Consider the following 21,814-nt stretch of genomic DNA (forward strand, 5'->3'; position numbering starts at 1 on the left):
CATGGCCCGGCAAATCAGGAAGAAGCCCGCTTCAAAGACAGCCAACACGGTTGTTTCGGCACGCATCGCTGCCCAGGGCCATTTCCGCACCCTGCGTCTCGGTACGCCGTTCCAGCCGCGCATCAATGCGCTGGCCAGAACCCAGGACTGGTACAATTGGGCCGGCTACCGCGCGCCGCATTCGCTGTGGGACGAGGAACTCGAATACTTCGCCATCCGCAGCCAAGCCGCCCTGTTCGACATTTCGCCGATGACGAAGTACCGAATCGAAGGGCCGGACGCCGAGGCCTTGCTCAACCGCGTCACCCTGCGCGATGTCGCCAAGCTCAAGCCCGGCCGAGTCCACTATACGGCGTGGTGCGACGACGAGGGTTTCGTCCTCGACGACGGCACGCTGTTCCGGCTTTCGCCGACACGCTTCCGGCTGTGTTCGCAGGAGCGGCATCTGCCCTGGCTCCTCGACAGCGCCATTGGCTTCGATGTGACGGTCGAAGAGGAAACCGAGGCCGTCGCCGGGCTCGCCCTGCAAGGTCCGACATCCTTCGCCGTGCTGCGGGATGCCGGTTTCGCCGGCGTCGAGAAGCTCAGAATATTCGACCTCGCCGATTTCCCGCATGACGGTGGCATCGTCACCATTTCACGCACCGGCTTCACCGGCGATCTCGGCTACGAACTGTTCGTTTCGGCCGACAAGGCGCTGAGCCTGTGGGACCGGCTGATGATTGCGGGCGAACTGCGCGGCATCCGCGCCATCGGCTACACCGCGCTCAACCGCGCCCGGCTCGAAGCCGGACTGATCGTCGCCAATGCGGATTTCACCACCGCCGAGCACGCCATCCGCGCCGACCGCCTGCGCATGCCTGACGAAATCGGTCTCGGCTTCATGATCGATCTGGAAAAAGGCCATTTCAACGGCCGCCGTGCCATTCTCGAAGCGCGCGCAAAGCGCAAGCTGCGCCATGTGCTGGTTGGGCTGGAAATCGAAGGCAATATCCCGGCCGAACATGCCATCGTCTACTACAAGAAAAGCCAGGAGGTCGGCCTGGTCAGCGCCGCCATGTGGTCGCCGATGGCCAAGCGCAACATCGCCATCGCCTCGCTGGAGCGGCCGTTCGGTGATACCATCGCCGAGGACCTCTGGGTCGAGATCTACGCCATGCGCGAGCTGCAATATCAGAAGCTGATGAAGCGGGCCAAGGTGGTGGCGCGGCCCTTCATCAGGCTTGACCGCCGGACCGCCAATCCGCCGGCGGACTTCTGACCATGGCCGACGAAGCCGACAAGCAGCAAGAAGATGGGCAGCAAGAGGATGGCGAAGCCGCCGAACAGTGGGAGCTGGTCAACACCCCGCTTGGCGAGAAATGGTCTGGCCGCACACGCTATGCCGCCGCCATGTTCTTCTACAAGCGCGGCGAGATGAGCGCCGAAACGCTCGAGGTCTACCGCATCTGCGCGCGGCTCGATTCGGAAAATCCGCTGCCGATCATCCGCGACCGCGGCATCGGCAGGGACTGGCTCAGAAGAATCGGTTTCGAATAGCGCTTACCCGCTACCCAATTGTCTTTTCCAGCACGCTTAGCCAGTTGCGGTAGGCGATCTTCTCGATCAGAGCGCGGCCGAAGCCACGCGCCGCCAATGCGTCGATGAGCTTCGGCAGGCCGGCGACGTCGCCGATGACCGCCGGGATCATGGCGCCGTCGAAATCCGAGCCGAGGCCGACGCCGTCTTCACCCAGCGCCTGCAGCAGCGAATCGACATGGCGTACCATGATGTCGAGGCTGGTGTCGGCATTCATGCGGCCGTCCTCGCGCAGGAACCCGGTGGCGAAGTTCAGCCCGACCATGCCGCCGGTTTCGCGGATCGCGCCGAGCTGCCAGTCGGTGAGATTGCGCGAATGGGTGCAGAGCGCATGCACGTTCGAATGGGTAGCCACCAGCGGCGCATCGCTGAGCGCGGCGACATCGCGAAAGCCCTTTTCGTTGAGATGCGAGAGGTCGATCATGATCTTCAGCTGGTTGCAGGCCTTGACCAGTGCCTTGCCGGCATCCGTCAGGCCGGGCCCGGTGTCGGGCGAGGACGGAAAGCGGAACGGCACGCCGTGGCCGAAAGCATTCGGCCGGCTCCAGACGATGCCGAGCGAGCGCAGGCCGGCGGCATGCAGCACGTCGAGCATGGTGAGCTCAGGATCGATCGCCTCGACCCCCTCGATGTGGAACACCGCCGCGATCGACCCTTGCGTCATCGCGTCGCGCACATCGCCGGCGCTGCGGCAGACCGTCAACGCTCCGGCCCGTTCCAGCCTGAACAGGATGGAGGCCATCGCGATCGTCGAGTTGAGCGCATCGGCGCGCGGAACCTCGGGCGGCAACGGCTCGGTGTCGCTCGGCGCCAAGGGCACGGCACTGCGCCTGGTTTTCTCGACAGGCGGTGGAAAGATGGCGAACATGCCGCCGGCAAAGCCCCCAGCCTTGGCGCGCGGCAGGTCGATATGGCCGCCCGATTTCCCCTCAATGAACAACTTTTCGGCGTCCGTGTCCTTCGACTGGTAGAGCCTGAGCAACGTATCGTTGTGGCCGTCGAAGACGGGAACGAGGTCGGATTCGGTCATGGGGGATCATTCGGTTCGTTTGTCGGCGCTGCGATCTATCATACTACTTAGGCAAGATGCGCGAGCCGCGCAAATGACAAAGCCATGCCGGCGGGATGACAGTCGCTTGTCGCGCCGTTTCCTGTCGGACGAATTCCGGCCGATCCCTATTGCTTCAGCACGTCGGCCCATTCCGGGTGACGTCGGAACTGCGCGTTGGCGAACGGGCAGAGCGGAATGATCTTCTTGCCCGCCGCACGTGCATCCTCGACGGCGCGGGTGACGAGCCGAAGCCCGGCACCCTGGCCACGAAATGCGTCCGGCACTTCGGTATGGTCGATGATGATCTGGTGCTCGCCAATCTTGGTGAAGGTCATCTCGGCCTCGGCGCCATTAGGCCCGCGCAGGAGGTAGCGACCCTTGGAACCGCGATCCTCCAGTTCGACCTCGGGCAGTTGATCCGGCATCGCTACACTCCTTGGGTGGCACCGGCAAAAAGCCGCCGTGCCGCTTCGATCTCGTTTGGCCGCACCTCGTGCCCGCCTTCATGCCACTCGACTGTGACATCGGCGCCGTCGGCACGCAAATAGGCTTCGAGCCGCGTGGTCAGGTTCGGCGGGCAGATTGGATCGCGCTTGCCGGCGGTCACCAGAATATGGCGGCCGGCGAGGCTGCCCTCGACCTGCGGCTCGAACGGGATCAGCGGATGCATCAGCGCCGTGGCGTCGAACAGCAATGGCGCGGCAAACACCACCGAGGCCAGGACGTTGGCGCCGTTGGAATAGCCAAGGCCCAGCACCGCCGACGGCTTCGCCGCCTCGACATGCGCCTTGACGAAGCCCGCCATCTTGTCCGTCGCCCGCGCTAGATCGCCCATGTCGTAGACGCCCTCGCCGGTGCGGCGGAAGAAGCGCGCGGCGCCATGTTCGGAAACATCGCCGCGCGGCGAGATGATGGTTGCCTGGGGCGCGAGATCGCGCCCCAGCGACAAAAGCTGGTTCTCGTCGGCCCCGGTGCCATGGAAGACGAAGAGCAGCGGACCGCCCGGCGAACCGGGCAGCAGCTTGTGGATGTAAGCGTCCTTGCTCATGGCTTCAGCCTTCCAGCTTCTGCAGATGCTGCTCGAGGTAGGGCCGCAGGTGCTGGTGCTGCGTCGGCAGTTTCAGCGCCTCGCCGAGATGAGCGGTATCCTCATCGCGATCGAAACCCGGCTCGTTGGTGGCGACCTCGAACAGCACGCCGCCCGGCGTGCGGAAATAGATCGCCCAGAAATAATCGCGATCGATCACCGGCGTCACCTGGTAGCCGGTGTCCATCAACGCCTTGCGCACTTCGAGCTGCTTGGCGCGGTTCTCGACGGCGAAGGCGACATGGTGGACGGAGCCGGCACCGAGACCGGCGAAAGCCGCACCCGGCAGCGATTCGATGTCGACGATATCGGCGCCGTTGCCGTTCTTCACCGCCAACCGCCTGACATTGCCCGACTTGTCGACCTCCTCGTAGCCCATGAACTTAAGCAGCTCTTCCGTGGCGCCGCCGTCCTTCAGCCGGAGCGACACGGAATGAAAGCCGCGGATCGCCTCGTCGGTAGGAATGCCGCCCTTTGCCCACGGCACCCTGGCGTCGGCCTTGTCCTCGACCAGCGCGAAGTCATCGCCATCGGGACCGGCAAAGGCCAGGCGCTTCTCGCCGAACGTCTCTCCGCGCGACAGGCCGGTGACGCCTTCATCGGCGAAACGCTTTTCCCAATAGGCGAGCGTGCCCTCAGGCACGGAGTAGACGGTGGTGCCGACCTCGCCGACGCCATGACGGCCCTTGCCGATATTCGGAAACGGAAAATACGTCATCACCGAACCCGGCGTGCCGGCCTCGTCGCCATAGTAGAGGTGGTAGACGTCGGGCGCATCGAAATTGACTGTCTTTTTGACCCGGCGCTGGCCGAGTTTTCCGGCAAAGAACTCGTTGTTCTGGCGCGCATCCCTGGCCATCGAGGTCACGTGATGCAGGCCCTTGATCTGGTCGAGCATTGTCTTGCTCCTTCCCTTGGTGCTTGTGCGGCCCTCGCCGCTGTCCACGCCAATATGAGAACGCGACAGCTTGCGGCAAAGGCGGCAAACACAGAATGGACTGTGCTTATAAGGTGAACAATCAACAGGAATTTGTTCACCAATCCAATAACAGGTCCGGGCTTGCGCCGACGCCAAAATTCGGTTCCATGAGCGGCGTTCGACCATGCAGGGATAAGGTATCGCGAGTGACTGGAAAAGGCAGGCGCCCAAATGTTCTCCTGATCACCTGCGACCAGTGGCGCGGCGATTGCCTGTCGGTCGCCGGCCATCCGGTTGTGAAGACGCCGAACGCCGACGCGCTGGCGGCCGAGGCTGTGCTGTTCAGGCGGCACTATGGTGGCGCTGCGCCCTGCTCGCCGGCCCGCGCCTGTCTCTATACCGGCCTCTACCAGATGAACAACCGCGTCTGCCGCAACGGCACGCCGCTCGATGCCCGTCACGGCAACATCGCGCTGCATGCCCGGAGCCTCGGCTATGATCCAACGCTGTTCGGCTACACCGATGTGTCGCTCGATCCGCGCCTGCTGGCGCCGGGCGACCCACGGCTGCAAAGCTATGAAGGCGTGCTGCCTGGATTCACGGTGCGCCAGTTGCTGCCTGAGCATCAGAAGCAGTGGCTGTCCTGGCTGAAGCAGCGGGGCATCGATGCCAGCGCCGGATCGCCCGACATCCATCGCCCGGTGCACGACGGCGGCAAGGCCGACGCCAGGGTCAGCAGTGCACCACCCGTCTATTCCAGGGACGAGACCCCGGCCGCTTTTCTGACCGGCGAATTCTCTCGCTGGCTTGGCGAGCAGGAGCAGGATGCACCATGGTTCGCCCATCTTTCCTTCATCAGCCCGCACCCGCCCTTCATCGTGCCGGAGCCATACAACACCCTTTATGATCCAGCCGACGGTCCCGCCTTCCGGCGTGCGGCAAGTTGGCAGGCGGAGGCGGAGAGCCATCCCTATCTCGCCTATGACCTCAGCCTGCAGAAACGGACGAAGTTCCGGCCTGGTGTCGCGGGCAAGGTGCACGATTGGAGCGACGACGACTTTCGCCGCATCCGCGCGATCTATTACGGCATGATCTCCGAAATGGACGCGCAGCTCGGCCGCATCTGGCAAGCGGTCAAGGCCGCGGGCGCGTGGGAGGACACCATCATCGTGCTGACCTCCGACCATGCCGAGATGATGGGCGACCATTTCATGCTCGGCAAGGGCGGTTATTTCGACGGCAGCTACCACATTCCGCTGATCGTCCGCGACCCGCGCCGGGGCAACACCGCCGGCGCCAGCATCGATCGCTTCACCGAAGCGGTGGACATAGTGCCGACCCTGCTCGACCTGCTCGGCGAGGATCCTGCACCGCACCTCGACGGACACTCGCTGAAGCCGTTCATCGAGGGCGAGAAACCGGAAGGCTGGCGCGACGCCGCGCATTGGGAGTTCGATTTCCGCTCGATCGCCGACGGCGAGGCCGAACGGCATTTCGGCATCGCATCACGCCAATGCAATCTCGCCGTCGTCCGCACCGAAAAGTTCAAATATGTGCATTTCGGCGGCGGCCTGCCGCCGCTGCTGTTCGATCTGGAAAGAGACGCAGGGGAACTGAACAATCTCGCCGCCGACCCCGCGCACCTCGTGGTGCGGCTTGAATTCGCGGAAAGGCTTCTTGCCTGGCGGGCCGAACATCTCGATCAGTCGCTGGCGCTCGCCGAACTGACCGAACATGGGGTTGCCGGCTATGTCAGTAAGGCAATAGGGACTTGGGCAGTAGGCAGCTAGAGGGTTACCCCACTGCCTACTGCCTACTACTACTGCCCTATCGAACGATCAAGCGCTGCTGGTCGCGCTGCTGCGCATAGCTGCCCTTGTCGTAGGCGGTCTGAGCCTCCAGCTGTTCCTTGGTGAAGGTCGTATAGAGGTACTTGTTGCCATCCTTGTCGGTCATGAATTTGAGGTTATCCATGCCAACCGCGACCTCCTTCTCGCCGATGCCGAGGAAGCCGCCGACATCGACGATCACCGCATCGGTCTTGTTATCGGGCGTCAATACGACATCACCGATCTCGCCGACCTTGGCGTCATTGGCGCCATAGACAGTCGTGCCCTTCAGGTCATCGCCGCGAATCTCACCAACAGGCATCTCGGTCAAGGTCGACTTGTCGATCGCTGCCGTCTGCGTCTGGTCGGGAGCCGAGGCATCAGGGGCCGCCGGAGCCTCAGCCGTCTTGGCGGGGGCGACAGCGGGAGCCGTGGTGTTGGACGGTGCAGCGGCCGGTGCGGTTGCTGCCGGCTCATTGGACGCCGTCGTTGCCGGCGCCGGATCATAGGCCTTGCGATTGAAGTCCGGCTGCGCCAGCAATTCTTCCTTGGTGGTCTGTGCCACCAACCAGCGGTCGCCGTTCTTCTCGGCCCACTGGGCCTTGCCGAAGTCATAGGCGACGTTCTTGGCGCCGAGGCCAAGGAAGCCGCCGACGCCAATGACCAGCGATTGCGCCTTGCCTTCCCTCGTCAGCACGATGTCGTTGACGCTGCCGATATTCTGCGCGTCATCGCCTGTGCCGTTATACACGGTTTCGCCGATGATGTTGGTGGCCAGATTGCCATCCGCACGCTTCACGGGCTCGGCCGTGGCCGCATTCATGTCGACGGGCTTCTGTGCGGTGTCCGTTGTCGCTGGCTGCGTCGGAGCCGTTGCATCAGTCGACGCCGCGGGCGCTGGCGCCGGGCCGTACGGCTTGCTGTCGAACTCGGGCTGCGCCGTCAACTCCTGCTTGGTCGTCTGGGCAACCAGCCAGCGATCGCCGTTCTTCTCGGCCCACTGCAACTTGTCATAGTCGAAAGCGACATTCTTCGCTCCCACACCCAGAAAGCCACCGACACCGATGACGACGGATTTCGCCATGCCATCCTTGTCGAAGACGACGTCGCTGACCTTGCCGATGTCCTCAGCGTCATCGCCGGTGCCGTTGTAGACGGATTCGCCGATGATATTGGTGACGATGCTGCCTTCGGCGTGCGCTACTGGAGCAGCGGCCGGCTCCTGGACGGCAGGGGTCTGCGCGGGCGCCGGCGTTGTCGCACTCTGCGCATGGGCCCCGGTCGCGATCAGCGCTATGAGTGCTGTCGTGGCTAAGAGATTGCGGGTCATGATAGTCTCTCCTCGTGCGTGATTTCGTGCACGCCGCGCCCGGTTGAACTGTCCCTGGGAAGATCGGACGCGGCATCTTGTACGAGTTCACAACGTCGTGACCATGCTGTTGTTCCGACAAAAACGCTGCCGGTTTCGTGACCAGAACGCGCGACAGTTGCGCGTCGGTCAAAATACACTCCGCCGAATTGCGAGGCCTCCTCGGAACTTTTCTTCCTTCGCCGCGTTCAGCCTGCGGCTGGGCGTGTCCCGGCCCGAATTGGGCTGAGAAAGCGGAGCTGGGCATGAAATTCGCAGCGGTGCTGAACCGGGACGGCGGCACCTTGCGCACCACCGACCTTGCCGCCTTTTCCGACAGGATGCACCAGTACCTGGAGACGGCAGGCCACTCTCTCGTCATTGATATTGTTACCGGCAAGAACGTGGTCGAAGCGCTCGACAATGCTGCTTCGCGCCGCTCCGTCGATGTCGTGCTGGCCGGTGGCGGGGACGGAACCATTTCTGCGGCAGCCGCCCGGCTGATGGGCAAGAAGAAGGCGCTTGCCATATTGCCAGCCGGCACCATGAACCTGTTCGCGCGCGGGCTGGGCATTCCGCAATCCCTCGATGCCGCGCTGAAATCTTTTGCCGACGGCGAAATCATCGCGGTCGACATGGCCACGGCCAACGGCCGGCCCTTCGTCCACCAGTTCTCGATCGGCATGCATGCCAGGATGGTGCAACTGCGCCAAGGGATGGAATTCGGCTCGCGCCTCGGAAAGATCAGCGCTTCGGCCAAGGCCGCCTGGGCGACGATCAACAACCCACCGGCGATGAACGTGACGCTCGGCATCGGCGAAGCCGAGATGACGGCCCGCATAACCGGCATCGGCATCACCAACAATCTGTTCGGCGAAGGTCACTTGCCTTACGCCGACAACCCGGCGGGTGGCGTGCTTGGCGTTTACGTCACCGTGGCGCGGCAGCGCGCCGAACTGGTCAAATTCTTCTTCAACGTGGCGCGCGGCAAATGGCGTGACAACGAGCATGTCGAAATCCATCAGGCTGACCGAACAGTCCTGAAGATCCATTCGGGCATCAGGAAATTCCGCGCCGTCATGGACGGTGAACTGGTCAGGCTTGACCGCGAGACGACGATCGAGATCCAGCCTGGCGCATTGAATGTCCTGGTGCCGGCCAGCGTCGCCGAGGCAAAGGCTGCCTGATGCGATCTGAGCCCATTGCAGCCGACACCCTACTCGCTGGGAGCATTGCCCTGCTGGGTCGTGTCCTTCTTGATCAACTCGCCATAAATCTCGGCGGCGCCCCACGCTACGAAGGCCAGCAGCAACGCTGCGATCAGAATGCGCAGGCCGTGTCGGCCCCAACGCCCCTGACGGGCTTTGTCCTCAGGAATAATCTTGATCATGGTCGGCCCTCGGATCGTTTTGCGCCAGCTGGCGCGTCCGGCAAAACAACATGGTCGGGTAACGGTTCCTCGCTACGATGGTTCCGGGCCGGCGGGCCGGCGCGGGGCTGGCGGACCGGCGAGGCGGCGGCGAAGACCAGGGCGGGCATTGGGGACTTGGGTGAATAGCAGGACGAAAACAGTGCCGGGTTTGCCGGCCGAAGTTGTACGCGCGGTAAAGGACGAGGACCGGCTGGCCGTGTTGCACGGGCTGCAGATGCTGGACACGGCGGCCGATCCGGATTTCGACCGCATAGGCGGCCTTGCCGCTGCGGTGATGCGGGCACCTATCGCTTTGGTTACGCTCGTCGACATCGAGCGGCAATGGTTCAAGTCCTGCATCGGCCTGGACGAGACCGAAACCGCGACCGACATCTCCTTCTGCGCCCATGCGATCGCCGCTGGCGACGAGCCGATGGTGGTGGCGGATGCAACGGTCGACCCACGTTTCAAGGCCAACCCGCTGGTCACCGGCAAGCATCATCTCCGCTTCTACGCGGGCGCGCCGATGATCGTGGCTGGCGTCCGGATCGGCACGCTGTGCGTGCTCGACCGCAAGCCGCATGTCTTTCCATCCCGCGCGAAGTTAGACCAGTTGAAGGCGCTCGCCGGCCTCGCCGGCAGCCTGTTCACTTTGAAGGACGCGACCCGCAGCGGCGCCATCGCCGAGGCAGCGCTGGCGCGCGAGGAGAAACGGCGCGCCATCGCGCTCGATGCGGCGTCGCTGGCCAGCTGGGCGTGGGATATCCGCAGCGACATCATCGAATGTGACACCTTGCTGTCGGAGCTGTTCAACCTGCCGCGCTCGAACCGGCTGCGGGCGCGCGACATCCTCACCGCCATCGATCCCCGCGACGTCTACCAGACCGAAACCCGCTTTCGCGATGCCTTGACCGGCAGCGACGACTATTTCGGCGAATACCGGGTGAAGGGCTTTCATCCACCGCGGTGGCTCGCCACGCGCGGTCGTGTCATCGAGCGCGATGGCGACGGCAAGCCGACGCTGATCTTCGGCGTCAACTATGACATCACCGAGCGCAAGCTTGGCGACGAGCGGCAACGGCTGCTGCTGCGTGAGCTCAACCACCGCGTCAAGAACACGCTGGCGACCGTCCAGGCGCTGGCGACGCAGACCGTGCGCCACGCCCGCCAACCGAGCGAGTTCCTCGAGGCCTTCGGCGCCCGGCTTCAGGCCCTCGGCATCGCCCACAATCTCTTGTCCGACCGCGAGTGGCGCGGCATCGGCATCCGCGAACTGGTCCAGATCGAGGTGAAGCCTTTCGACACCGCCGAGCAGCCGCGCATGACGATCTCCGGCGCCGACCTGTTGCTATCGCCCGACCAGGCCGTCGGACTGGGCCTGATCCTGCATGAACTGGCCAGCAATGCGCTGCAATATGGCTCGCTGTCGGTGGCGTCCGGCAAGGTTGACCTGAACTGGAAGGCGCAAGGCAGGAAGGGTGACAGACGCCTTGTGCTGACGTGGCGCGAAAGCGGCGGCCCCGAGGTTGCCCCGCCCGAGCGACACGGCTTCGGCTCGATCCTGATCCGCCGCAGCCTTGCCAAGGTCATCTCGAGCGAAGTGACGCATGAGTTCCGGCCGGAAGGCGTGTTTGCCGAAATATCCATGCCGTTGGAAGATCTGTCGAAGTGACAGAGCTTCATCCCGAAAAGTGGAAACCGGTTTTCGGTTATCTCCGTTCGCCTTCATCCGGATCATCGGGTTTCACGTTTTCGCGGTAGATGGCGTAGGCCACGAGCGCCGCCGCCGGACCCAGAATGAGGCCGAGACCGGCTTTTCCCTTGAGCAGCGCCGGCAGCACCGCGAGCGCGGCTGTGATGCCGATCATCTTCATGTCGGCGTTGCGTCGTCTCGCCTCGCGGCGGGCGCGGGCGCCAGACATCAGCTGATGGATCAACAGGATCAGCCCGGCGATGATCAGAAAGCCGGCGCCGAAGCCAAGTGCTGCCGCCAGCGATCCGTAGCGGGCCGCCGCCCAGATATAGGCCGCGCCGACCAGAAAGCCGAGACCGCAGAGCGCTGCCAGCGTGGCCAGCACATAGATGATGGCCGCCGTGCGCGCGCGGCGCATGGCGGCTGCGGTTTCACCCGAGGCGAAACCCGAGAGCAGGGATACCAGCAGTCCCATCGGCGGGACTAGCGACGCGCGAGAAGCGCGAAGAGGAAGCCGACGCCGGCGGCGATTGCCAGCGATGTTACCGGCTTTTCGCGTACGCTTGCCATCATCTGTGCTTCGATGTCCTTGGCGTTGCTGCGCAGGCTGTCAAACGCGGCTTCACCCTGGGCACGCAACTGCTCGACCCCTTCGGTGGCCGCGCGGCGGGCAGTGCCATAGCCGTGCTCGCTGGTCTTGGCCAACTGCTTCGTGAGCTTTTCGATATCGGCCTTCAACTGCTTGATATCGGCTTCGAGATCCGCACTCGCCCGGCCTTCGCTTGCGGTCTTCCCTGCGGTAGCTGCCATTGCTTAACTCCTTGTGATTGCTTGATTTCAAACGCACCGCACGTCTCAAGGTTCCGAGACTGGGACAAAGTACCTGAAAACGCGGGCGCGCGCACCTTGATGCGCCAACCCCTTGATAAAAAGGTGCATCGTCAGATCAGCGGCCGGCGCGCCTCGCCCAGCCCGTCCCAGCCGGCGAGCCTCTTGAGTCCTTCATTGTCGATGACCTCGCAACCGCCGTCACGCCAGACGACCAGCTTGCGATCCATCAGCTTGCGGATCGTCTTGTTGGTGTGAACCAGCGACAGGCCAAGCGTATCGGCGATGTGTTGTTGGGTGACCGGTATCTGAATGGATTGCTTGCCGTTCAGCCCGACGACCTTGGCCCGGCTGCCGATGAAGGCGATGAGATAGGCGGCACGCTCGATCGCACTGCGGCGGCCGATGCTGAGCAGGTTCTCGTCCAGCATGCGCTCCTCGCGCGATGCGATCCAGGTGATGTCGTAGGCCAGCCCGGGGTGATTGCGGTAGAGCTCATGGAGATGCTCGCGTTCGAAAACGCAAAGCAGCATTGGCGAAAGGGCTTCGACGGAATGCTGCATCTCGCCCATCACACTGCCTTGCAGGCCGATCAGATCGCCGGGCATGAGATAGTTGAGGATCTGGCGGCGACCATCCCGCAACAGCTTGTAGCGGAACGCCCAGCCGGAGAGCACGGTGTAGAGATGGGCGCTATGGCTGCCCTCCACCAGCACCGTGGCGCCCTTGTCGACCGAGAGTTCGCCCTTCTTGAATGTGCTGATGAAGGACAGTTCCTGCTTTTCGAACTCGCGAAAAACCGGCAATGGCCGCAACGGGCATTTCTCGCAAGGATACTGACGGCTGGAGACAGCGCGACCGTTCTGGCCCGACATTTCGACCCCTCTTCGAAAGCCCGCTCTTTGGAGCAGAGAGGGGCTGAGCTTCAAACGCGTTGCAAGGGTCGAGGTTCCGCTCTCGACCACATGTCTTTTTTAAATGACAGCTTGCCAAATAACGATCATGACTCCGGGTGTTTCAAGGAGTCCTTGCCTGTGCCCCCTTTGCTTGACGGATTGCGGATTCTGGTCCTGGAGGATGAATTTCTCATCGCCATGGATGTCGAGCAGCTTTGCCGCGACCATGGCGCTGGCGAGGTGGTGATCGCCCGCGATCTGGCCGAGATCGATGACCGGCAGGTCGCCACGCAATTCGACGCGGCCATCGTCGACCTCATGGTGGGCGGCGCCTCGACACTCGATTTCGCCTCCGGGCTGCGCGCGGCGGGCGTCCCGTTCGTATTTGCTTCGGGCTATTCGGATGCCGATGAAATCAAGGAATCCTTTCCGGGCGTCAGGCTGGTCGGCAAGCCCTATTCGGGTGAAGACCTCGTGCAAGCGGTCGCCACTGCCTGCGGGCTCGGTACTGCTGATTGAAAGACGATCCCGCGCCCAGGTCAGTGGGCCGGCGATCCCGTTACCTGGGCCGAAATCGCATCCGGACCATACTCGTCCTCGCCGGAGATCTTCAGGATCTCCTGCAATCGCGTGCGGGCCCGGCTGACACGGCTCTTGATCGTCCCGACCGCGCAACCGCAGATCTCGGCCGCCTCCTCGTAGGAGAAGCCCGACGCTCCGATGAGGATGATGGCTTCGCGCTGGTCTTCCGGCAATTGTTCGAGAGCGCCGCGAAAATCCTTCAGGTCGAGCTGACCGTGCTGGGCCGGATGAACGGCAAGCCTGGCCGTCATGATGCCGTCACTGTCCTGCACCTCGCGTCCGCGTTTGCGCATCTGCGAATAGAATTCATTGCGCAGGATGGTGAAAAGCCATGCCTTGATATTGGTGCCGGGCTGGAAGCTCTCGTGCTTGTCCCAGGCCTTGACCAGCGTTTCCTGGACCAGGTCGTCGGCCTTGTCGGCATTCTGCGCCAGCGAGACGGCAAAGGCGCGCAAGCTCGGGATTGCCCCAAGCAGATCGGTCTTGAAGCCCTGGGAGACCGCTGCCATGCCTCAGTCCTTCTTCTGTGCGGGTTCGGCCTGTTCCAGTTGGCTGAGCAACTGGGCGAAGCGATCCGGCACATCGTCGGAGACCAGCTCGTCGTAATATTGTTTGAGTTTGCGCCCGATTTCGGAATTCGGCCCAAGCGGGTCGCCGGAACCATCCCGGCGCCTGCCCGCGACGCCAGCCAGAATATCTTTCGTCATATCCTTCATTTCGCCCTTGTATTCCCAGCACCCAAGCCGCTCATAAAATTACTCAACACAACGCCAGCGGCATCATCGTCTAGTCGCCCATCCCGAACTCAAACGCCGCCCCGGCGCATTAGTTCCATGCAAGGCCGGAACTTTCTCGCGCAACCCGCGTTGTTTGATCGGGGCTTGCAATCAGCTTGACCTGCAACCTATGCAATCACGTCATTCTGAGGGAGACGTCTTACCATGAGCTTATCCGCCACCATCGCACCAAACCTGCCGTTTCTGCGCCGCTTCTCGCGGGCTGTTTCCGGATCGCAGGAGAGTGGTGATGCGCTGGTCGCCGCGATGCTCGAAGCCATCATCGCCGATGTCGACATCTTCCCCGAGGCATCGAACGACCGCATCGCATTATACAAGGTATTCGCCAAGCTTTTCACATCGGTGGCCATCCGCGTTCCGCAGGAGCAGGCGCAGTCGGCATGGGAACAGCGCGCCGCTGCCAATCTGAATGCGCTCGCGCCGCGGCCCCGCCAGGCCTTCCTGCTGGTGGCCGTTGAGGGTTTCACGGAGGACGAGGCAGCCGAGATCCTCGATGTCGGCGACCAGGAGTTTTCAGAGCTGCTTGCCCAGGCAAGCAACGAGATTTCCCGTCAGGTGGCGACTGACGTGCTGATCATCGAGGATGAACCGCTGATCGCCATGGACATAGAAGAGATGGTCGAGAGCCTCGGGCATCGCGTCGTCGGCACGGCGCGCACCCATGCCGAGGCGGTGATGATGTTCGGCAAGATGCGGCCGAAGATGGTGCTGGCCGACATCCAGCTCGCCGACGGCAGTTCGGGCATCGAGGCCGTGAACGAAATCCTGTCGTCGACATCGGTGCCGGTCATCTTCATCACCGCATTTCCCGAGCGTCTCCTGACCGGTGAACGCCCCGAACCGGCCTTCCTGGTCACCAAGCCGTTCAATCCCGATATGGTCAAGGCGCTGATCAGCCAGGCGCTTTTCTTCGATCGCCAGGCGAAAGCCGCCGCATAGCGCGCAGGGCGTTGCCCGCAGCAACGCCCCCGTTTGCCGAGCACGCGCAAAAAGCGAACCACGTACCGAAGCAGGGCAACGGCGGCGGTGTGGTCGTGCGAGCCCGCGCGTGATCTTTATCTTGGCGCCACGGGTCAGCGGGGGTCGTCTTTTTCGGCAAATGGTGGAACAAACCGCATCTAACCACGTTTTTATCGCACCATTCGAAGGAGATGGATCATGCTCTACTGGGCGCTCGTATTTCTCGTCGTGGCGATCATCGCCGGCGCGCTTGGTTTCGGCGGCATCGCCGGTACGTCGGCCGGCATAGCCCAGATATTGTTTTTCATCTTTCTCGCCTTCCTGATCATCTCGCTTCTCGCCGGCCTGTTCAAACGGGCGTCGTAACGAAGAGGGCGACTGAACACTGGAAGCCGCACCCCTCAAACGGTTTCCAGCCACCGCCGGGCGGTATCCTGCAAAGGACACCGCTCGGCGGACCGCTTTTTGCAGGCTGGTTTCGGAAACCCTCTTTTGGGAACCCATTTGACGGTGAGCCGTTCAGCCTGAACTGGGTGGACAGGTTGACCGATGCATTCCAAAACCGGAGACATGAAAGACGACGCGCAGGGCAATGAAGTCATCGCCCTGCATCCCGCCGAGACTGGCATGCAGCTTGGCCGGGCTCTGCTCCACGCATTGCACAATGCCGGCATTTCCGTTCTCTATCAGGATCGCGAGATGAAAACGGTATGGGCGCGCAACATGCGCGCACCCTGGGTTTCCGACACCACTGACGGCAGCGGCGTCCTGCCGGCGGCGCAGGCCGACCGCATCGGCGCGGCCAAGCGCGATGTCATCGCATCCGGCAACCCACAACGCCTCGAAATCAGTGTTCCCGCCGAAGACGGCTTTCGCTGGTTTCAGGTGTGGGTCGACGCCGACCATGGCGATGGCGGCTCGGTGCAAGGTGTCGTCACCACCATGGTCGAAACAACCGAGCAGAAACGCCGTGAGCAGACCCTGACGACGCTGTTGCGCGAAGTCAGTCATCGTTCGAAGAACCTGTTGGCGATCATTCAGAGCATAGCCACCCAGACCGGGCGCTACTCCGATGGCATCACTGATTTCCTGACACGCTTTCGCGGCCGGCTGCAATCGCTGGCCTCGTCCCAGGATCTGGTAACCTCCTCCAACTGGCGAGGCGCGGCACTTCACGAACTGGTATCAGGCCAGGTCGGCCGGAACGGAGTGGATCCGTCGCACGGCCTGCGCTTCCGCGGGGCAAATCCCTATCTCAATCCCAACGCCGCTCTCCATATCGGCCTTGCCATGCATGAGCTCGCCGTCAATTCGGTCAGCTATGGCGCCCTGTCGCGGGCAAACGGCTTCGTCGAAGTGACGGCCGATCTGACGGCCGCGGCCGACGGTACCACGCTGGCGTTGACATGGGCCGAAGCGATAGGAGCCGACGACACCATCGAGCGCAACCAGAAGCGTTTCGGCAGCGTCGCGCTCGAGCGCGTCGTGCCCGCGTCCCTGAACGGAACGGCGACCCTTGAGATAGGGCCCGGCCGCCTCGAATACCGCCTTGTCGTTCCGCACGGCAATTTCGAGACGGAATGAGCGCCCGCGCCCGTCAGATCCTTAACCGGCTGTTCACCATGAAAGCAGATGCTGTTTTTCCCAGGGACCGCTGGAACCTGCAGCGTCGCCGGACATTTCCGCAGCAGGACTTGCAGGACGGTGTGGGAGGAATGCCTTGACGGTTGCCGACATGAACAGACTGGAGCAGGCCGCTCGTGTTTCGATGGGCGAGTTTCAGGACTCCGAAGCATCCGCGCCGCCGCTACTTCCTGCTCCTAACGTCTCGCTACGCCTTGTCGCTGTGGCTCTCGCCGCGGTGATCGTCGCGGTCGTCCTCCTCCCGCTGGCCTACTGAAATTCCACAACGCCACCCGGTCGTGGCGGCGCCCGCGGCCCGGCGCGCCTCTTAATTCGCTGGACGGCCCGGCAGCACAGGAACTTTGGCGACCATGGACCGTTACTGTGGCGAGAGGACATGTCGCCATGGAACACATCGCTGCATTGTTGCTGGTCATCGGTTGCTCGAACACGATGGCCGACTGCCATGAATTGCCGGTGCCTATAAGCGTTTTCGCAACAGCCGACCAATGCGTTGCCGAGCGGCCGTTTGCCATGGGCGACGTGCAAGGGCAGGCCGAGCACATCATTGCCAAGTGCCTTGCCGTCGATCCGGCGCTGGAAGACGACTACGATCAGATCGTCTGGAACGTACGTTCGGATGGCACGCTCGACGCTTCTCTGGCAGTTTCCGACCTCGTGGTGGCGTCGAACGGCGTGCGCCCCGAAAAAGACTATCTTCGCCAACAATAAATTCCAGCAGCAAAGGCCGATATTTCGTGCTAAATGGCGGCTGGCACTTGCTAAAGTGAGGACACAAAGTGAGGAGTGACTCTATGCGGAAGATGATTATTGCCGTGCTCGCCGTAGCTGCCCTTAGCGGCTGCACCTCGACCGAGCAGGATGTGGTTGGCGGCGGCTTGATTGGCGCAGGTGTCGGCGGCCTGGTCGGCGGCGGCAAGGGCGCGCTGATCGGTGCGGCTGTCGGTGCCGGGTCCGGCCTGCTCGTTCGCAGGCTGCAGAACGGCTATTGCCAGTATCGCGATCATCGCGGCCGGATCTACACGGCCCGCTGCAACTAGTTCAGCGATAATCGAAACGTCGACCCGGAGACCGGCCTTGCCGTCTCCGGGTTTTCGCGGCCTGACGCCATAGTCGTCGATGCCGGCCAACAGGTTTTCAACCCGTTAGCGGAATTCTTATTTCCACGTTCAGCCCATTGGCTTGAAAATCGCGCTTGATCGTGCCGCGCAGTTCGCGCGTAACGTTCAGGTCGATCAGCTTGGTGCCGAAGCCTGTAGTGGCCGGCACTTCGAAGTTCTTCTGCCCGGTTTCGCGCCAGTTGAGAGCAAGCGTCCTCTCGCTTCCGCGCCCTTCGAGTGACCAGTCGACCTTGAGCGCGCCAACCGAATTGCCCGCTTCGCCATATTTCAACGCATTCGTCGCCAGTTCGTGGAACGTGAGGCCAAGCGCCTGCGTCGTGGTTTCGTCGAGCAGCACCTCCGGTCCCGACAACAGCCCTTCGGGCAGTTCCTTGCCGAACACCTGACCAAGCTCGATGCGCAGCAGATCGCCGAGATCGGCCTTCTGCCAGCGCGAGCGCGTCAGCATATCCTGGGACGCCGCCATCGCCTGCAGCCTGGCCGAGAAGGAGGAGGAAAACTCGTTGACGTCGGTGGCCCGCGAAGCCGTCTGGCGCGCGATCGCCAGCACCCGGGTGATCGAATTCTTGATGCGATGCTTCATCTCCTGCAGCATCAGGTCTTTTTCGATCAGGCTCTTTTCGGTCGTTTCGTGCAGGCGCGAGGCCGCCTCATAGGCCCGCTCCTGATAGCGCGCCACCAGCGCGATGGCCCCCGCCAGCAGCAGGCCGAGCAGTCCCAGCATCACCGGAATGGCACGCGACGACGGCTGCGAGAAGGCGCTTGTCGGCCGGAACAGGACGGTCCACGGCCGGCCGGCCACCACGATCTTGCGGGTGACGAGCAGTCTGTCGCCGAAGGAGGAAGCCGGCGGCGTCTCCGAGCGGAACAGGAGCTTGTCGCCATCCACCGCGCCGTCATAGATTTCGGTGTTGACCGGCAGCAGCGGCGAGCGGCTGAGCGCGATCTGGAACAGGTCACGGGCCCGAAACGCCGCATAGAGAAAGCCGGCAGTGGAGGATCTCGACGCATTGATGACATCGGGCGCGGTTTCGACATTGAGCCGCACGAAGACCAGGAAGCCGGTGAAGGTCTGAGCGGCGCCCGTACCCTGGCCCAGTTGCAGCAGCCCGCTGGCGTGCTGCTGATCGTCGGACATTGCCTTTTCGATCGCTTCGCGCCGCACCGGTTCGGTGAACATGTCGTAGCCGATACTGGTCTGATTGGACGGATCAAGCGGTTCGAAAAGCACGATGGGCGCGCGCCAGGGCTGTGTCGTGTCCGGATAGACCGGATGGCTGACGCCATGGTCGTGCAGGATGTCGCGTTCGATCGCCGCCTCGTCGCCCGCCTTGGCCAGTCTGAGAAAGCCGATGCCACGCAAGCCGGCAAAATTGTTGTCGACATCCAGCGCGTTGAAGAATGCCTTGAACTCATTCTGCGAGATGTCGCCGTTGCGGGCGTCGAACAGGGCCTGCGTCGACCGCAGCAGCGACAGGTGCAGGTCGATGCGGCTCTCGATCCGGTTGAGTGCGTCGTCGGCCGCCCCTTCGAACTTGATGCGGGCGGCCTCCTGTGTCGCGAAATAGGCAAACCCCGCCATCGTCATGCTGATCAGCGCAACGGCGATGAACGCGACGATGGGGAAAAGCTTCTTCAACGGATGACGCGGTCCCTGGGCAATATCGGACCTTTATGGGCAAGTCGCCGTGCCAACACAATGGCAAGGCCAAGCCATCCTGACGGCTGGCACATCACGTGAGCGGCAACCAGCGGCCCGCGTCGTCTTGGCAGGGCGGTATTGCTTGCCGCGATCCGGAGCATGATCCCGAAAAGTGGAATCCGGTTTTTTTGAAAGATCATGCTCGAACCGGGATAGAGCCCCATCCCGATCCTATTGGGATGGAACCGGATCTAGGCGGCGATCTTCAGCGCGCCCGGTCCAGGAATGGCGCCGGGAGGGCATTTGCCCAGAATGATCATGCCAAGCACCTCGTCCTGTGTCACGTCGGTGGTGCGGGCGGTGCCGACGACCTGGCCGTTCTTCATCACGCAGACCCGGTCGGCAAGGTCGAACACATCGTGGATGTCGTGACTGATCAGGAAGATGCCGATGCCGTCGGACTTGAGCTGCTTGACCAGTTCGCCGACTTGCGCGGTTTCCTGCGGACCAAGTGCCGCCGTCGGCTCGTCCATGATCAGGATGCGCGCATTGAACAGGATCGCGCGTGCGATCGCCACCGATTGCCGCTGTCCGCCCGACAGCTTGATGACCGGCTCCTTGAAGCGCTGGAAACGGGGATTGAGCCGCCCCATCACCTTGCGCGCCTCGGCTTCCATGGCAACGTCGTCGAGCGTGCCCCAGGCCGTCATCAGCTCGCGGCCAAGGAACAGATTGGCGGCGGCGTCGACATTGTCTGCCAGCGCCAGCGTCTGGTAGATCGTCTCGATGCCGTATCTCTTGGCGTCGCGCGGGTTGGAGATCGATGCCTCCTCGCCGTTGACGAAGATATGCCCTGAGTCGCGCTTGTAGGCGCCGGACAGGATCTTGATCAATGTCGACTTGCCGGCGCCGTTGTGGCCGAGCAGCGCCACGACCTCGCCGGGGAAAAGATCGATCGAGGCGTCGTCGACGGCGCGAATGCCACCAAAGGCGATCGAGATGTTGCGCATATCGATCAGCGGCGTGCCGGTGGGAGCGGTCTTGTCCATGGTCGCTTCTCCTCCCTAAACGCGTTTGCGATAGACGGTGTCGAGCCACACGGCGATGACCAGCACGGCACCGACGACGATGCTCTGCAACGGCGAGTCGACGCCAAGCAACACCATGCCGGACTGCAGCGACTGCATCAGCAGCGCGCCAAGCATGGCGCCGATGATCGTTCCCGAACCGCCGGCGAGCGACGTGCCGCCAATGACGGCAGCGGCAATGACCAGCAGTTCGTCGAGCGTGCCGAGCACGTTGGTCGATGAATTCTGTCGCGCCGAGGAGATCGACGCGGCAACCGTCGCTAGCACGCCCATGATCATGAACACCTTCATGGTGATCCAGCGCGTGTTGATGCCGGCGAGGTTGGCGGCCTCGGGATTGCCGCCGATGGCAAAGACATAGCGGCCGAAACGCGTGCGGTTGGTGATGAAGGTCATGATCAGGCCGACGGCGATCGCCATCAGCACCGGTATGGCGATGCCATGGGCGATGAACAGGCCGCCTTCGGGAACGGTGATGTTGTTGGCGGCCGCGTATCTGTTCACGATGCCGATCGGCCAGGGATAGGAATTGGCGAGCCACACGGCGCCCATGATGACGGCGCAGGTGACCACGCCAAGCAGCGTCTCGGCCCAGATCGGACGCAGCGGAAAACGAAACCGCTTGCGCTGCACCCGCCCGTTGAACAGCGCAAACACCACGGCAAGGCACGCGACGATACCGACGATCCAGCTCCAGGTCGCGCCGATCGATCCCGCCGGACCGCCGCCCATCAGCTGGAAGGTTGCGTCAAGCGGCGCCACCGTCTGGCCGCTGGTCACCCACCAGGCGGCACCGCGCCAAACCAGCAGGCCGCCCAGCGTGACGATGAAGGCCGGCACCTCGAGATAGGCGATTATGAAGCCCTGGAAGGCCCCGATCAGCAGGCCGAGCGCCAGGCCGATGACCAGCGCCAGGACCCATATCCAGGGATTGCCGAGTTCGAGCCCGACAAAACGCACCAGGAAATGTACCTGTGCAAAGCCCATCACCATGCCGATCAGGCCCTCGGCGGAGCCGACCGACAGGTCGATGTTGCGCATGACGATGACCAGCACCATGCCGCAGGCCATGATGGCGACCGCCGATGTCTGCACCGACAGGTTCCACAGATTGCGCGGCGTGAGAAAGGTACGGCTGTCGAAATCGAGCGGATTGACGCCGAGGCGCAGGCTGGAAATGACATGCAGCCCGGTCCAGATCAGCAGCAGGGCGCCGATCATGCCAAGCATGCGGGTGTCGATCTCGGTTGCCTTGAGGAACCGGGCAACCACGCCGAGCTCCGACGCACGCGCGATGTCGGCCTGCGGGTTGGACGTCGTGTCGGTCATGATTTCCTCCC

Annotated in this window: 27 protein-coding genes; 13 read left to right on the forward strand and 14 right to left on the reverse strand. The window is 63.0% G+C overall.

Annotated features, from left to right (window positions below; translation table 11 throughout):
- Nucleotide 1 precedes the first annotated feature (1 nt).
- Together BLS48_RS14345 and BLS48_RS14350 are read left to right on the forward strand one after the other, a co-directional pair.
- Nucleotides 2–1,261 (forward strand): aminomethyl transferase family protein, encoded by a 1,260-nt coding sequence (locus tag BLS48_RS14345; protein ID WP_091578565.1) that lies wholly within the window; start codon nt 2–4, stop codon nt 1,259–1,261.
- A 2-nt stretch (nt 1,262–1,263) separates the two neighbouring features.
- On the forward strand, nt 1,264–1,539 hold the full coding sequence (locus BLS48_RS14350) for a hypothetical protein (protein ID WP_091578567.1): 276 nt from the start codon (nt 1,264–1,266) through the stop codon (nt 1,537–1,539).
- Nucleotides 1,540–1,549: 10 nt separating this feature from the next.
- On the opposite strand, the gene BLS48_RS14355 is transcribed toward BLS48_RS14350, so the two are convergent.
- From BLS48_RS14355 to BLS48_RS14370, 4 genes are all read right to left on the reverse strand, one after another.
- On the reverse strand, nt 1,550–2,608 hold the full coding sequence (locus tag BLS48_RS14355; protein WP_091578569.1) for a dipeptidase: 1,059 nt from the start codon (nt 2,606–2,608) through the stop codon (nt 1,550–1,552).
- A 146-nt stretch (nt 2,609–2,754) separates the two neighbouring features.
- Entirely contained in the window at nt 2,755–3,054 is a 300-nt protein-coding gene (locus BLS48_RS14360; RefSeq protein ID WP_091578571.1) for a GNAT family N-acetyltransferase, read from the reverse strand.
- Between the two features lie 2 nt (nt 3,055–3,056).
- Nucleotides 3,057–3,677 carry an alpha/beta hydrolase gene (locus BLS48_RS14365; RefSeq protein ID WP_091578572.1) on the reverse strand — a complete coding sequence of 207 codons (621 nt, stop codon included), beginning with the start codon at nt 3,675–3,677 and terminating at the stop codon, nt 3,057–3,059.
- Between the two features lie 4 nt (nt 3,678–3,681).
- Nucleotides 3,682–4,614: a VOC family protein gene (locus tag BLS48_RS14370; RefSeq protein ID WP_091578921.1), complete on the reverse strand. Its 933-nt coding sequence runs from the start codon at nt 4,612–4,614 to the stop codon at nt 3,682–3,684.
- 227 nt (nt 4,615–4,841) lie between these two features.
- On the opposite strand from BLS48_RS14370, the gene BLS48_RS14375 reads away from it, so the two are divergent.
- Nucleotides 4,842–6,425 carry an alkaline phosphatase family protein gene (locus tag BLS48_RS14375; protein ID WP_091578574.1) on the forward strand — a complete coding sequence of 528 codons (1,584 nt, stop codon included), beginning with the start codon at nt 4,842–4,844 and terminating at the stop codon, nt 6,423–6,425.
- A gap of 37 nt (nt 6,426–6,462) precedes the next feature.
- Here BLS48_RS14375 and BLS48_RS14380 read toward each other — a convergent pair whose 3' ends face one another.
- A complete protein-coding gene (locus BLS48_RS14380) occupies nt 6,463–7,794 on the reverse strand; it encodes a PRC-barrel domain-containing protein (protein ID WP_091578575.1) in 1,332 nt (443 codons plus the stop codon).
- A gap of 284 nt (nt 7,795–8,078) precedes the next feature.
- Here BLS48_RS14380 and BLS48_RS14385 point away from each other — a divergent pair, with 284 nt between their 5' ends.
- Nucleotides 8,079–8,999: a diacylglycerol/lipid kinase family protein gene (locus BLS48_RS14385; protein ID WP_091578577.1), complete on the forward strand. Its 921-nt coding sequence runs from the start codon at nt 8,079–8,081 to the stop codon at nt 8,997–8,999.
- Nucleotides 9,000–9,028: 29 nt separating this feature from the next.
- Here BLS48_RS14385 and BLS48_RS35665 read toward each other — a convergent pair whose 3' ends face one another.
- Nucleotides 9,029–9,202 (reverse strand): hypothetical protein, encoded by a 174-nt coding sequence (locus BLS48_RS35665; protein ID WP_091578579.1) that lies wholly within the window; start codon nt 9,200–9,202, stop codon nt 9,029–9,031.
- Nucleotides 9,203–9,383: 181 nt separating this feature from the next.
- On the opposite strand from BLS48_RS35665, the gene BLS48_RS14395 reads away from it, so the two are divergent.
- Nucleotides 9,384–10,895, forward strand: coding sequence for a sensor histidine kinase (locus BLS48_RS14395; RefSeq protein WP_167365087.1), 1,512 nt, complete (start codon nt 9,384–9,386; stop codon nt 10,893–10,895).
- 37 nt (nt 10,896–10,932) lie between these two features.
- On the opposite strand, the gene BLS48_RS14400 is transcribed toward BLS48_RS14395, so the two are convergent.
- The 3 genes from BLS48_RS14400 to BLS48_RS14410 all read right to left on the reverse strand — a co-directional run bounded on the left by BLS48_RS14400 (nt 10,933) and on the right by BLS48_RS14410 (nt 12,619).
- Nucleotides 10,933–11,391: a hypothetical protein gene (locus BLS48_RS14400; RefSeq protein WP_091578582.1), complete on the reverse strand. Its 459-nt coding sequence runs from the start codon at nt 11,389–11,391 to the stop codon at nt 10,933–10,935.
- A gap of 8 nt (nt 11,392–11,399) precedes the next feature.
- Complete coding sequence (locus BLS48_RS14405) at nt 11,400–11,726, reverse strand: ElaB/YgaM/YqjD family protein (RefSeq protein WP_091578584.1); 327 nt, start codon at nt 11,724–11,726, stop codon at nt 11,400–11,402.
- Nucleotides 11,727–11,857: 131 nt separating this feature from the next.
- Entirely contained in the window at nt 11,858–12,619 is a 762-nt protein-coding gene (locus BLS48_RS14410) for a Crp/Fnr family transcriptional regulator (RefSeq protein WP_091578586.1), read from the reverse strand.
- Between the two features lie 159 nt (nt 12,620–12,778).
- Between BLS48_RS14410 and BLS48_RS14415 the strand changes: the two genes are divergently transcribed.
- Entirely contained in the window at nt 12,779–13,159 is a 381-nt protein-coding gene (locus BLS48_RS14415; protein WP_244529607.1) for a response regulator, read from the forward strand.
- Between the two features lie 20 nt (nt 13,160–13,179).
- On the opposite strand, the gene BLS48_RS14420 is transcribed toward BLS48_RS14415, so the two are convergent.
- Both BLS48_RS14420 and BLS48_RS14425 read right to left on the reverse strand, forming a co-directional pair.
- Nucleotides 13,180–13,731, reverse strand: coding sequence for a sigma-70 family RNA polymerase sigma factor (locus BLS48_RS14420; RefSeq protein ID WP_091578588.1), 552 nt, complete (start codon nt 13,729–13,731; stop codon nt 13,180–13,182).
- Nucleotides 13,732–13,734: 3 nt separating this feature from the next.
- Nucleotides 13,735–13,938 carry a NepR family anti-sigma factor gene (locus BLS48_RS14425; RefSeq protein ID WP_091578589.1) on the reverse strand — a complete coding sequence of 68 codons (204 nt, stop codon included), beginning with the start codon at nt 13,936–13,938 and terminating at the stop codon, nt 13,735–13,737.
- A 225-nt stretch (nt 13,939–14,163) separates the two neighbouring features.
- On the opposite strand from BLS48_RS14425, the gene BLS48_RS14430 reads away from it, so the two are divergent.
- The 7 genes from BLS48_RS14430 to BLS48_RS14455 all read left to right on the forward strand — a co-directional run bounded on the left by BLS48_RS14430 (nt 14,164) and on the right by BLS48_RS14455 (nt 17,663).
- Complete coding sequence (locus BLS48_RS14430; RefSeq protein WP_091578591.1) at nt 14,164–14,958, forward strand: response regulator; 795 nt, start codon at nt 14,164–14,166, stop codon at nt 14,956–14,958.
- A 219-nt stretch (nt 14,959–15,177) separates the two neighbouring features.
- Nucleotides 15,178–15,345: a DUF1328 domain-containing protein gene (locus BLS48_RS14435; protein WP_091578592.1), complete on the forward strand. Its 168-nt coding sequence runs from the start codon at nt 15,178–15,180 to the stop codon at nt 15,343–15,345.
- 183 nt (nt 15,346–15,528) lie between these two features.
- Nucleotides 15,529–16,563: a sensor histidine kinase gene (locus BLS48_RS14440; protein WP_091578594.1), complete on the forward strand. Its 1,035-nt coding sequence runs from the start codon at nt 15,529–15,531 to the stop codon at nt 16,561–16,563.
- Entirely contained in the window at nt 16,560–16,703 is a 144-nt protein-coding gene (locus BLS48_RS35670) for a hypothetical protein (RefSeq protein WP_167365088.1), read from the forward strand. The genes BLS48_RS14440 and BLS48_RS35670 overlap by 4 nt, the downstream gene beginning before the upstream one ends.
- Nucleotides 16,700–16,879 (forward strand): hypothetical protein, encoded by a 180-nt coding sequence (locus tag BLS48_RS14445; protein ID WP_091578595.1) that lies wholly within the window; start codon nt 16,700–16,702, stop codon nt 16,877–16,879. Before BLS48_RS35670 ends, BLS48_RS14445 begins: the two co-directional genes overlap by 4 nt.
- Before the next feature lie 128 nt (nt 16,880–17,007).
- Complete coding sequence (locus tag BLS48_RS14450; protein WP_091578597.1) at nt 17,008–17,334, forward strand: hypothetical protein; 327 nt, start codon at nt 17,008–17,010, stop codon at nt 17,332–17,334.
- A gap of 83 nt (nt 17,335–17,417) precedes the next feature.
- The gene (locus tag BLS48_RS14455; RefSeq protein WP_091578598.1) at nt 17,418–17,663 is read left to right on the forward strand and encodes a YMGG-like glycine zipper-containing protein; all 246 of its coding nucleotides are present in this window, start codon (nt 17,418–17,420) and stop codon (nt 17,661–17,663) included.
- Nucleotides 17,664–17,760: 97 nt separating this feature from the next.
- Here BLS48_RS14455 and BLS48_RS14460 read toward each other — a convergent pair whose 3' ends face one another.
- The 3 genes from BLS48_RS14460 to BLS48_RS14470 form a co-directional block, all read right to left on the reverse strand.
- On the reverse strand, nt 17,761–19,383 hold the full coding sequence (locus BLS48_RS14460) for a CHASE domain-containing protein (RefSeq protein WP_091578600.1): 1,623 nt from the start codon (nt 19,381–19,383) through the stop codon (nt 17,761–17,763).
- A gap of 254 nt (nt 19,384–19,637) precedes the next feature.
- Nucleotides 19,638–20,435 (reverse strand): ATP-binding cassette domain-containing protein, encoded by a 798-nt coding sequence (locus BLS48_RS14465; protein WP_091578602.1) that lies wholly within the window; start codon nt 20,433–20,435, stop codon nt 19,638–19,640.
- A 15-nt stretch (nt 20,436–20,450) separates the two neighbouring features.
- Nucleotides 20,451–21,803, reverse strand: a complete 1,353-nt coding sequence (locus tag BLS48_RS14470; protein WP_091578604.1) for a sugar ABC transporter permease — start codon at nt 21,801–21,803, stop codon at nt 20,451–20,453.
- Nucleotides 21,804–21,814: the final 11 nt, after the last annotated feature.

The sequence above is a fragment of the Mesorhizobium qingshengii genome (assembly GCF_900103325.1).
In the GTDB taxonomy this organism is placed as follows: Bacteria; Pseudomonadota; Alphaproteobacteria; order Rhizobiales; family Rhizobiaceae; genus Mesorhizobium; species Mesorhizobium qingshengii.

Coding starts and splice junctions, on each gene's coding strand:
- BLS48_RS14470 (WP_091578604.1), bottom strand. CDS start 21,803: ATGACCGACACGACGTCCAACCCGCAGGCCGACATCGCGCGTGCGTCG.
- BLS48_RS14400 (WP_091578582.1), bottom strand. CDS start 11,391: ATGGGACTGCTGGTATCCCTGCTCTCGGGTTTCGCCTCGGGTGAAACC.
- BLS48_RS14455 (WP_091578598.1), top strand. CDS start 17,418: ATGCGGAAGATGATTATTGCCGTGCTCGCCGTAGCTGCCCTTAGCGGC.
- BLS48_RS14405 (WP_091578584.1), bottom strand. CDS start 11,726: ATGGCAGCTACCGCAGGGAAGACCGCAAGCGAAGGCCGGGCGAGTGCG.
- BLS48_RS14385 (WP_091578577.1), top strand. CDS start 8,079: ATGAAATTCGCAGCGGTGCTGAACCGGGACGGCGGCACCTTGCGCACC.
- BLS48_RS35670 (WP_167365088.1), top strand. CDS start 16,560: ATGAGCGCCCGCGCCCGTCAGATCCTTAACCGGCTGTTCACCATGAAA.
- BLS48_RS14370 (WP_091578921.1), bottom strand. CDS start 4,614: ATGCTCGACCAGATCAAGGGCCTGCATCACGTGACCTCGATGGCCAGG.
- BLS48_RS14365 (WP_091578572.1), bottom strand. CDS start 3,677: ATGAGCAAGGACGCTTACATCCACAAGCTGCTGCCCGGTTCGCCGGGC.
- BLS48_RS14380 (WP_091578575.1), bottom strand. CDS start 7,794: ATGACCCGCAATCTCTTAGCCACGACAGCACTCATAGCGCTGATCGCG.
- BLS48_RS14360 (WP_091578571.1), bottom strand. CDS start 3,054: ATGCCGGATCAACTGCCCGAGGTCGAACTGGAGGATCGCGGTTCCAAG.
- BLS48_RS14465 (WP_091578602.1), bottom strand. CDS start 20,435: ATGGACAAGACCGCTCCCACCGGCACGCCGCTGATCGATATGCGCAAC.
- BLS48_RS14420 (WP_091578588.1), bottom strand. CDS start 13,731: ATGGCAGCGGTCTCCCAGGGCTTCAAGACCGATCTGCTTGGGGCAATC.
- BLS48_RS14350 (WP_091578567.1), top strand. CDS start 1,264: ATGGCCGACGAAGCCGACAAGCAGCAAGAAGATGGGCAGCAAGAGGAT.
- BLS48_RS14425 (WP_091578589.1), bottom strand. CDS start 13,938: ATGAAGGATATGACGAAAGATATTCTGGCTGGCGTCGCGGGCAGGCGC.
- BLS48_RS14355 (WP_091578569.1), bottom strand. CDS start 2,608: ATGACCGAATCCGACCTCGTTCCCGTCTTCGACGGCCACAACGATACG.
- BLS48_RS14435 (WP_091578592.1), top strand. CDS start 15,178: ATGCTCTACTGGGCGCTCGTATTTCTCGTCGTGGCGATCATCGCCGGC.
- BLS48_RS14440 (WP_091578594.1), top strand. CDS start 15,529: ATGCATTCCAAAACCGGAGACATGAAAGACGACGCGCAGGGCAATGAA.
- BLS48_RS14430 (WP_091578591.1), top strand. CDS start 14,164: ATGAGCTTATCCGCCACCATCGCACCAAACCTGCCGTTTCTGCGCCGC.
- BLS48_RS35665 (WP_091578579.1), bottom strand. CDS start 9,202: ATGATCAAGATTATTCCTGAGGACAAAGCCCGTCAGGGGCGTTGGGGC.
- BLS48_RS14450 (WP_091578597.1), top strand. CDS start 17,008: ATGGAACACATCGCTGCATTGTTGCTGGTCATCGGTTGCTCGAACACG.
- BLS48_RS14345 (WP_091578565.1), top strand. CDS start 2: ATGGCCCGGCAAATCAGGAAGAAGCCCGCTTCAAAGACAGCCAACACG.
- BLS48_RS14410 (WP_091578586.1), bottom strand. CDS start 12,619: ATGTCGGGCCAGAACGGTCGCGCTGTCTCCAGCCGTCAGTATCCTTGC.